General features: G+C 68.4%; 11 protein-coding genes and 1 pseudogene. 5 read left to right on the top strand and 7 right to left on the bottom strand.

All coding sequences use genetic code 11. The features are described 5' to 3' along the window. Positions 1 to 683: pseudogene (locus tag H0U68_RS02745) on the top strand (DSD1 family PLP-dependent enzyme); the annotation flags it as partial. 46 nt (positions 684 to 729) lie between these two features. Here H0U68_RS02745 and ruvB read toward each other — a convergent pair. Together ruvB and ruvA are read right to left on the bottom strand one after the other, a co-directional pair. After that, positions 730 to 1,788, bottom strand: a complete 1,059-nt coding sequence (gene ruvB, locus H0U68_RS02740) for a Holliday junction branch migration DNA helicase RuvB (RefSeq protein WP_296352633.1) — start codon at positions 1,786 to 1,788, stop codon at positions 730 to 732. A gap of 16 nt (positions 1,789 to 1,804) precedes the next feature. Then, positions 1,805 to 2,380 carry a Holliday junction branch migration protein RuvA gene (gene ruvA / locus H0U68_RS02735; RefSeq protein ID WP_296352632.1) on the bottom strand — a complete coding sequence of 192 codons (576 nt, stop codon included), beginning with the start codon at positions 2,378 to 2,380 and terminating at the stop codon, positions 1,805 to 1,807. Between the two features lie 26 nt (positions 2,381 to 2,406). Between ruvA and H0U68_RS02730 the strand changes: the two genes are divergently transcribed. Together H0U68_RS02730 and ybeY are read left to right on the top strand one after the other, a co-directional pair. After that, positions 2,407 to 3,360 (top strand): PhoH family protein, encoded by a 954-nt coding sequence (locus H0U68_RS02730; protein ID WP_296352631.1) that lies wholly within the window; start codon positions 2,407 to 2,409, stop codon positions 3,358 to 3,360. Then, on the top strand, positions 3,347 to 3,799 hold the full coding sequence (ybeY, locus tag H0U68_RS02725; protein WP_296352630.1) for an rRNA maturation RNase YbeY: 453 nt from the start codon (positions 3,347 to 3,349) through the stop codon (positions 3,797 to 3,799). Before H0U68_RS02730 ends, ybeY begins: the two co-directional genes overlap by 14 nt. Here ybeY and dtd read toward each other — a convergent pair. Genes dtd through tyrS form a run of 5 tightly spaced genes read right to left on the bottom strand, consistent with a single transcriptional unit; the run spans position 3,793 to position 7,171 of the window. Further along, the gene (dtd, locus tag H0U68_RS02720; RefSeq protein ID WP_296352629.1) at positions 3,793 to 4,254 is read right to left on the bottom strand and encodes a D-aminoacyl-tRNA deacylase; all 462 of its coding nucleotides are present in this window, start codon (positions 4,252 to 4,254) and stop codon (positions 3,793 to 3,795) included. The two genes, ybeY and dtd, sit on opposite strands and share 7 nt — an antisense overlap. Then, positions 4,254 to 5,171, bottom strand: a complete 918-nt coding sequence (locus H0U68_RS02715; protein WP_296352628.1) for a cation diffusion facilitator family transporter — start codon at positions 5,169 to 5,171, stop codon at positions 4,254 to 4,256. The genes dtd and H0U68_RS02715 overlap by 1 nt, the downstream gene beginning before the upstream one ends. A gap of 10 nt (positions 5,172 to 5,181) precedes the next feature. Continuing rightward, the gene (locus H0U68_RS02710; RefSeq protein ID WP_296352627.1) at positions 5,182 to 5,589 is read right to left on the bottom strand and encodes a PIN domain nuclease; all 408 of its coding nucleotides are present in this window, start codon (positions 5,587 to 5,589) and stop codon (positions 5,182 to 5,184) included. Continuing rightward, the gene (locus H0U68_RS02705) at positions 5,589 to 5,894 is read right to left on the bottom strand and encodes a type II toxin-antitoxin system VapB family antitoxin (protein ID WP_296352626.1); all 306 of its coding nucleotides are present in this window, start codon (positions 5,892 to 5,894) and stop codon (positions 5,589 to 5,591) included. The genes H0U68_RS02710 and H0U68_RS02705 overlap by 1 nt, the downstream gene beginning before the upstream one ends. 41 nt (positions 5,895 to 5,935) lie before the next feature. Continuing rightward, positions 5,936 to 7,171, bottom strand: coding sequence for a tyrosine--tRNA ligase (tyrS, locus tag H0U68_RS02700; RefSeq protein ID WP_296352625.1), 1,236 nt, complete (start codon positions 7,169 to 7,171; stop codon positions 5,936 to 5,938). Between the two features lie 186 nt (positions 7,172 to 7,357). Between tyrS and H0U68_RS02695 the strand changes: the two genes are divergently transcribed. Both H0U68_RS02695 and H0U68_RS02690 read left to right on the top strand, forming a co-directional pair. Next, the gene (locus H0U68_RS02695; protein ID WP_296352624.1) at positions 7,358 to 8,722 is read left to right on the top strand and encodes a M23 family metallopeptidase; all 1,365 of its coding nucleotides are present in this window, start codon (positions 7,358 to 7,360) and stop codon (positions 8,720 to 8,722) included. Between the two features lie 68 nt (positions 8,723 to 8,790). Next, on the top strand, positions 8,791 to 9,060 hold a 270-nt coding region (locus H0U68_RS02690), incomplete at its 3' end, for an anhydro-N-acetylmuramic acid kinase (protein WP_296352623.1).

Below are 9,060 nucleotides of genomic sequence, written 5' to 3'. Positions count from 1 at the left end.
CGCCCGGGCGCCAGGCCGTAACGCTGGTGCACGAGATCCGCAAGCACGCGCCGCTGCGCTTCGCCGGCCTGCAGGCCTACCACGGCAAGGCGCAGCACCTGCGGGGCGCCCAGGAGCGGCGCGACGCCATCGCCATGGTGGTGCAGGACGTGCTGTTCACCCGCAAGCTGATCGAGGCCGAGGGCATTCCGGTGGACCTGGTCACCGGCGCCGGCACCGGCACCATGGTCTGCGAAGCGGCCAGCGGCGTGTACGGCGAGCTGCAGGCCGGCTCGTTCATGTTCATGGACGCCGACTACGCGGCCAACGAGCGCGACCCCGCGCAGCCGCAGTTCGAGCATGCGCTGTTCGTGAAAACACAGGTCATCAGCGTGAGCGCCGGCCATGCGGTGTGCGACGCCGGGCACAAGAGCCATGCCATCGACTCGGGCCTGCCAAAGGTGCTGTGCCTGCAGCCGGGCACCGAGCTGGAGTACTTCAACGGCGGCGACGAGCACGGCGTGCTGCGCCCCGCCGCCGGCGGCACGCGCCTGCCGGCGCTGGGCGAGACGCTGTGGCTGATCCCCGGCCACTGCGACCCCACGGTCAACCTGCACGACCACATCGTCGGCGTGGCCGGCGGGCTGGAGGCCGGCACGGTGGAGCGCATCATCCGGGTTGACGCCAGGGGCGCCCTGACCTGAGCGCGCTGGAATAGGCCTGGGGCATCGCGCCCGGGCGCGACACCGGCTACTCGGAGAAGAGTTCGCCCGCGCTCTTGGGTGGCACCACGCCCAGGTGACGGTAGGCCGCCAGCGTGGCGATGCGCCCTCGCGGCGTGCGCTGCAGGTAGCCCTGCTGGATGAGGTAGGGCTCGATCACGTCCTCGATGGTGTCGCGCTCCTCGCCGATGGAGGCCGCCACGTTGTCCAGGCCGACCGGACCGCCATCGAAGCGGTGGATCACGGCCTCCAGCAGCTTGCGGTCCATCACGTCCAGGCCCAGCGGGTCGACGTCCAGCATGGCCAGCGCCTTGTTCGCGATGTCCTCGGTGATGCGGCCCGTGCCCTTCACGTCTGCGTAGTCGCGCACGCGGCGCAGCAGGCGGTTGGCGATACGCGGCGTGCCGCGCGAGCGCCTTGCGATCTCGCCCGCGCCGTGGTCGTCGATGGGCACCTGCAGCAGGCCGGCGCTGCGCCGCACGATGCGGCCCAGTTCCTCGGCCGTGTAGAACTCCAGCCGCGCGACGATGCCGAAGCGGTCGCGCAGCGGGTTGGTCAGCATGCCGGCGCGCGTGGTCGCGCCCACCAGCGTGAACGGCTGCAGGTCCAGCTTGATCGAACGCGCCGCCGGACCCTCGCCGATCATGATGTCGATCTGGTAGTCCTCCAGCGCCGGGTAGAGGATTTCCTCGACCACCGGTGACAGGCGGTGGATCTCGTCGATGAACAGGACGTCGTTCTTTTCCAGGTTGGTCAAGAGCGCCGCCAGGTCCTTGGGCTTTTCCAGCACCGGGCCGGAGGTCTGGCGCAGGTTCACGCCCAGCTCGTTGGCGATGATGTGCGAGAGCGTGGTCTTGCCCAGGCCGGGGGGGCCGAACAGCAGCACGTGGTCCAGCGCCTCGCCGCGCTTGATGGCCGCGCCGATGAAGATTTCCAGCTGTTCGCGCGTCTTGGCCTGGCCGACGTACTCGCGCAGGCCTTTGGGCCGCAAGGCGCGCTCGATGGCCTCCTCGGCCGGCGACGCGGGCGCGGCCGAGATCACGCGCTTGGGCGGCGCGGCACCGAAGTCGTCGGTCTGGATGCTCACGCGCGCGCCTTCGCCGTCACTTGGCCAGCGCCTTCAGCGCGAGCTTGATGCCGTCGCTCACGCCCACGTCGACGGGCAATGCCTTCAGCGCAGCGGCGGCTTCGCGGTCGTTGTAGCCCAGCGCCACCAGCGCCTGCACGATGTCGCCCTGCGCGTCGCTGGTAATGGGCGCGCCGAGCTCGCCCAGGTCGGCGCCGATCTTGCCCTTGAGTTCCAGCAGCAGCCGCTCGGCGGTCTTCTTGCCGATGCCGGGGATCTTCACCAGCCGGCGCGCGTCCTGCGCGGTGACAGCCTGGGCGATGTCGGCCACGCTCAGGCCGCTGAGCACGGCCAGCGCCGTGCGCGGGCCCACGCCGGAGATCTTGATCAGCTGGCGGAACGCCGCGCGCTCGCCGGCGGTGCCGAAGCCGTAGAGGATCTGCGCATCCTCCCGCACCACGAAGTGGGTCAGCAGCGACACTTTCTCGCCCAGGCCGGGCAGGTTGTAGAAGCTGCTCATGGGCACGTCGACCTCGTAGCCGACGCCATGGCAGTCCACCAGCACCTGCGGGGGGTTCTTTTCGCTCAGTGTTCCCGTCAATCTGCCTATCATTGCGATCCTCTCCCGGGATTATCAGCTTGATTCTCAGACACGCCTTCACACCCCCCGACAACACGCGCCTGTCCAACCTGTGCGGCCCCCTGGACGAGCACCTGCGCACGCTGGAGGCGGCGCTGCAGGTGCGCATCGGCCACCGGCAGGAACAGTTCCGCGTCGAAGGCCCGAAGGTGCGCGCCGAACGCGCGCTGGAGATCCTGCAGGCCATGTACGAAATGGCCCGGCGCGCCATCCCCACCGAACGCGTGCAGCTGATGGCCTCGGGCGACGACCACATGCCGCTGGCCGAGGCCGAGGACGGCTCGCAGGTGCTGCAGACGCGCCGCGCCGACCTGCGCGCGCGCACGCCCACCCAGAGCCTCTACCTGGAGAACATCGCCAGCCACGACATCACCTTCGGCATCGGGCCGGCCGGCACCGGCAAGACCTACCTGGCCGTGGCCTGCGCGGTCGATGCGCTGGAGCGCAGCGCGGTGCAGCGCATCGTGCTCACCCGCCCGGCGGTGGAAGCGGGCGAGAAGCTCGGCTTTCTGCCCGGCGACCTGACGCAGAAGGTCGACCCGTACCTGCGGCCGCTGTACGACGCGCTGTACGACCTGATGGGTTTCGAGCGCGTGACCAAGGCCTTCGAGCGCAACGCGCTGGAGATCGCACCGCTGGCCTTCATGCGCGGGCGCACGCTGAACAACGCCTTCGTCATCCTGGACGAGGCGCAGAACACCACGCCCGAGCAGATGAAGATGTTCCTCACGCGCATCGGCTTCGGCAGCAAATGCGTGGTGACCGGCGACGTGAGCCAGATCGACCTGCCCAAGGGCCAGCTCTCCGGCCTGATCGAGGCCGAGCACGTGCTCAAGCGCGTGAAAGGCATTGCCCATACGCGCTTCACCAGCGCCGACGTGGTGCGGCACCCGCTGGTGGCGCGCATCGTGGATGCCTACGACGCGGCACGCAAAAACGATGGCGGCAAATAGGCTGGAGCTGTCGCTCCAGTTCGGCGACTTCGCGGGCGTGCAGGCGCACCGCGCGCTGCTCGGGCGCGCCAAGGTCGCGCGCTGGATCGAAGCGGCGCTCGCGCGGCCGGCGGAGATCGCCGTGCGGCTGGTGGGGGAAGACGAAGGCCGCGCGCTGAACCGCCAATACCGGAGCAAGGACTACGCCACCAACGTGCTGACCTTCGACTACACGCGCGAGCCGGTGGTCGCCGCCGACCTGGTGCTGTGCGGCCCGGTGGTGGAACGTGAAGCCCGCGAACAGGACAAGCCGCTGGAGGCGCACTATGCGCACCTGCTGGTGCACGGCGCCCTGCATGCGCAGGGCTACGACCACGAAACTGACGACCGCGACGCGCTGGAGATGGAAGCGCTGGAAATCCTGCTGCTGGGGATGTTGGGGTTTCCCAACCCTTACTGAGCGCCGGCGCTGTCCGGCGGCACGCGCATCGGAATCGTCACCGGGCCGTCGTTGACCAGGTGCACCTGCATGTCGGCGGCGAATTCGCCGGTCTGCACCACCGGATGGGCGGCGCGCGCCTGCTGCACGATGTGATCGTACAGGCGCCGGCCTTCGTCGGGCGGCGCCGCGTTGGTGAAGCTCGGGCGGTTGCCGCCGCTGGTGTCGGCCGCCAGCGTGAACTGGCTGACCAGCAGCAGCCCGCCCGCGATGTCCTGCACGCTGCGGTTCATCTTGCCGGCGTCATCGCCGAAAATGCGCAGCTTCAGCAGCTTGGCGAGCAGCTTGTCGGCCTGCGCTTGCGTGTCGCCGCGCTCGGCGCATACCAGCACCAGCAGGCCGGCGCCGATCGCGCCAATGGTTTCGCCCGCCACCACCACGCGCGCTTCGCGCACCCGTTGCACCACGGCCAGCATCAGATCAGGTCCTCTTGGTCGCCGAAATGCGCTTCCACGTTGGTGGGCAGCAGCTGGATGGTGGCGCGCAGGCCGGGCACCGCGCTCATCAGCGCCTGCTCGACGCTGGCCCGCAGCGCCGCCGCGTGGCCCAGCGTCCAGCTGGCCGGCATGTGCATGTGCAGATCGACGAAGCGGCGTGCGCCGGAGCGCCGCGAGGAAACGTGGTCGAAGCGGATGGTGTGGTGCTCGAACTGCTGGAGCGCCTTGCTGATCTCGGCCATCACTTCGGGCTCCAGTGCGCCGTCCATCAGCCCTTCGGACGAGCGCCACACCAGGCGCGCCCCTTCGCGCAGGATGTTCAGCGCCACGCCGATCGCCACCACTGGGTCTAGCCATTGCCACTGCGTGACGGCCACGAGGCCGACGCCCAGCACCACGCCGGCCGAGGTCCACACATCGGTGAGCAGGTGGCGCGCGTCGCCCTCGAGCGCGACCGAGCGGTGCTGGCGTGCCGACTGCAGCATGGCCCAGGCCAGCGCCGCGTTGGCGGCAGAGCTCAGCACCGACAGCGCCAGGCCGGCGCCGACTTGCTCGATGCCTTGCGGAGCCAGCAGCCGGTCCACGGCCGCCCAGCCGATGCCGACTGCGGCGACGATGATCATCAGCCCCTCGAAGCCGGAGGAAAAATACTCGGCCTTGTGGTGCCCGTAGGGGTGGCCGGTGTCGGCCGGCCGCTTGGCGATGGTCACCATCACCAATGCGAACACCGCGCTGGCCAGATTGACCAGCGACTCCATCGCGTCCGAAAGCAGGCCGACCGAGCCGGTGAGCCACCAGGCGAGTGTCTTCAGCCCGATGGTGAGCACGGCCACGGCAATGGACGCGCGCAGCAACACCTGCGGCTGGAGCGATTTCGCGAAAGCGGCGAGCGACATGCGGCGATTGTCAGTGCCCGCGGCCCGGATAGATCAACAGCGATGCTTCCACCTGCGCCAGGGCGAGAAAGTCACGGTCATTGTGGACCAGCAGTGCGCCATGTTCGAGCGCGATGGCCGCGATCAGGCAGTCATTGGGCCTGCGGATGGTGAATCCCTTGCCGCGGGCGCTGCGGTACAGCTGCGCCGCGATTTCGTACGTGGAGAGCTCGCGCGGCTCCAGGATGAGCATGGACCAGAACCTAGCACGCATCTGCGCGAACGCGGCATCGCTGCGTGCGCCCTGCAGCACCTCTTGGAAGATGATGCCCATGGTCGCAATTTCGTCGTGGTCGTCCTGCGCGTCGAGGAAGCGCGTCGCCTCCGTGGCGATGCCGCGGGCCACGTCGATCCAGACGGAGGAGTCGACCAGCAGCATCAGCGCTTGCGGCGCGGCTTGGCCGGCACATCGGGCACAGGGGGGACAGCAGGCAGCGGCGTCACTTTGTAGGTGGCGACGCCTTGCTCGACACGGTACTTGCCGAACTCCTCAGGCGACCGGGCCTTCGGGTCGTAGTCGGGATCGATACCGCCGATGCCCCACAGGTCGCGCATGCGCGGCCGCTTGGCACGCGCCACCATGTCGCGCAAGGCGCGGTCCACCACCTCGCGTTTGGTGCGCGCACCCGACAACTGCATGGCCTGCGCGACCAGCTCCTCGTCGATGTCGATATTGGTGATCATGGGCATATTGTACATTTCCCGTACAACGTGCCCACATCACATCAACCGAGCGTCACCCGCGCGAACTTGCGCTTGCCCACCTGCACCACGTAGCTGCCGGCGTCCAGTTTCAGGCCCTTGTCGCTGACCACGTTGGAGTTCACGCGCACGCCGCCGCCGTCGACCAGCCGGTTGGCCTCGCTGGTGGACGGCGCCAGGCCGGCCTGCTTGAGCAGCTGCGCGATGCCCAGCGGCGCGCCGGTCAGCGCGACTTCGGCAATGTCGTCGGGCACGCCGCCGCGGCTGCGGTTGACGAAGTCCTGCTCCGCGGCCTCGGCGGCCGCCGGGCTGTGGAAGCGCGCGGCGATTTCCTTGGCCAGCGCCACCTTCGCATCGCGCGGGTTGCGCCCGCCCTCCACCTCGGCCTTCAGCGCGGCGATCTGCGCTTCGCTCTGGAAACTCAGCAGCGTGTACCAGCGCCACATCAGCACGTCGGAGATCGACATCACCTTGGAGAACATGCTGTTGGCGTCCTCGGTGATGCCGATGTAGTTGTTCTTGCTCTTGGACATCTTGTCCACGCCGTCCAGGCCTTCCAGCAGGGGCATGGTCAGGATGCACTGCGGCTCCTGGCCGTATTCCTGCTGCAGGTGGCGCCCGACCAGCAGGTTGAACTTCTGGTCGGTGCCGCCGAGCTCCAGGTCGCTCTTCAGCGCGACCGAGTCGTAACCCTGCATCAACGGATACAGGAATTCATGCACCGAAATGGAGCGGTTTTCCTTGAAACGCTTGCTGAAGTCGTCGCGCTCCATCATCCGCGCCACCGTGTAGCGGGCGGCCAGCTGGATCATGCCGCGGGCGCCCAGCGGGTCGCTCCACTCGCTGTTGTAGCGCAGCTCGGTCTTCGACGGGTCCAGGATCTTGTACGCCTGGGCGCGGTAGGTCTCGGCATTGGCCTCGATCTGCTCGCGCGTGAGCGGCGGCCGGGTGGTGTTACGCCCCGACGGGTCGCCGATCATGGTGGTGAAGTCGCCGATCAGGAAGATCACCGTATGGCCGAGGTCCTGCAGCTGGCGCATCTTGTTGAGCACCACCGTATGGCCGATGTGAATGTCGGGCGCTGTAGGATCAAGGCCGAGTTTGATGCGCAGCGGCACACCCGTGGCCTCCGAGCGCGCCAGCTTTTTCAGCCAATCCTCTTCGGGAATCAGCTCCTGGGCGCTACGCAGGCTGACCGCCAGCGCCTCGCGCACGCGATCGGTGACGGGAAAGTTTTTTGTAACAGGCGCTTGATTCATAAAGGATTTTCTCAGCGGCCGCGCTGGATGGGTGGCTATACTCGCGACACTTTCGGAAAGCTTGCCGATTCTAGTTGCGGCAATTTTTCTCCCCGCGTGCCGGATTGACCGGTACAGGCCGAGCGGCACCGCCCCTCGGACACTCTGTAGGACGATACTGACGTCCTGTAGGAAAGGATTCTGGATTTGAAATATGGTCTGATCGCCGCTGCGGAGCATTTTGCGTCCCGCGCGGCACATGCGCTGGAACACCATCCCAAGCACGTGACGGCGCTGATCGCGGCGCTGATGCTCGGTGGCGGTGGTGGCGCCTTCGCAGTTGCTTCCGCCACGGCGCGCCCCGATCCGGCCGCCTTGCCGGTGCGCCAGATCCTCGAGACCGTGCAGCCCGCCGCGATCCAGCCGCAGCTCGATGCGCTGGACGCCCATCCCCTGCAGTTGTTCCGCAGCGAACTCACCCGCGCCACCGACACCGCCGAATCGCTGCTGGCGCGGCTCGGTGTGAATGATCCGGCCGCTGCTGCCTTCCTGCGCGCCAACCCGGTGTTCCGCACCGAGGTGCTTGGCCGCGTGGGCCGCACCGTCAGCGTGGAAACCAGCGGCGCGCAGGCGCTGCAGAAGCTCGGCGTGCGCTGGGTGTCGGACGACAGCGGCCGCTTCAACCGCTTCGTGGCCGAGCGCGGCGCCCAAGGCCAGTTCACGGCACGCGTGGAGGCGGCACCGCTGGTGGCGTCGCTGCGCATGGGCAGCGGCACGGTCCGCGGCTCGCTGTTCGCCGCCACCGACGCGGCCTCCATTCCCGACACCGTCGCGCAGCAGCTGACCGAGGTGTTCGGCACCGACATCGACTTCAACCGCGGCCTGCGTTCCGGCGACCGTTTCAGCCTGGTCTACGAAGTGCTGGAAGCCGACGGCGAGCCCATGCGCACGGGCCGCATCGTCTCGGCCGAATTCGTCAACGGCGGCCGCAGCCATGCAGCCCTGTGGTACCAGGAACCCGGCAAGAAGGGCGGCTACTTCGACTTTTCCGGCCACAGCCTGGAGCGCTCGTTCCTGGCGTCGCCGGTGGAAGTCTCGCGCATCACCAGCACCTTCTCGATGCGCTTCCATCCGGTGCTGCACACCTGGAAGGCCCACCTGGGCGTGGACTACGGCGCGCCCGAAGGCGCGGCGGTGCGCACCATCGGCGACGGCATGGTCATGTCGGTAGGAGAGCAGAACGGCTACGGCAACGTCATCGTGGTCGACCACGGCAAGGGCGAGACCACGCTGTACGCGCACCTGAGCCGCTTCGACGTGCAGGCCGGCCAGAAGGTGTCGCGCGGCCAGCGCATCGGCGCGGTCGGCCAGACCGGCTGGGCCACCGGGCCGCACCTGCACTTCGAATTCCGCGAGAACGGCGAACAGCGCGACCCGCTGACCATGGCGCAGCAAAGCCAGAACACCGAGCTGTCGCCCCAGGCGCGCGCCAATTTCGAGGCATCCGCGCGCCGCCTGCGCGCCCAGCTCGCCGCCGCGGCGTCCACCACCACCGTCGCCTCGCGCGACTGAAACAAACGCCCCCGCCGGGCGGCTTTTGTGGCCTGGCGCGCCCGGCCTGCCTTACCATCGGGCCGACCATGTCCCGCTTCTACATCGGCCTGATGTCAGGCACTTCGCTCGACGGTGTCGACGGCCTGCTTGCCGACTTCACCCCGACCACGCCGCTGGTGATCGAGCACGCGACCGCGCCGTTTCCCGATGCGCTGCGCGCTGAGCTCATGGCGCTGAACACGGTGGGCGACAATGAATTGCACCGCGCCTGGCTGGCCGGCAACGCGCTGGTGCGGGTGTATGCGGACGTCGTGCGCACGCTACTGGCGAACGCGCAGGCCAAGGCCGGCGACGTG

Origin of the sequence: Ramlibacter sp., assembly GCF_013697775.1 — a bacterium.
Taxonomy (GTDB): domain Bacteria; phylum Pseudomonadota; class Gammaproteobacteria; order Burkholderiales; family Burkholderiaceae_C; genus Ramlibacter.
This window is presented reverse-complemented; position numbering and strand designations above follow the sequence as displayed.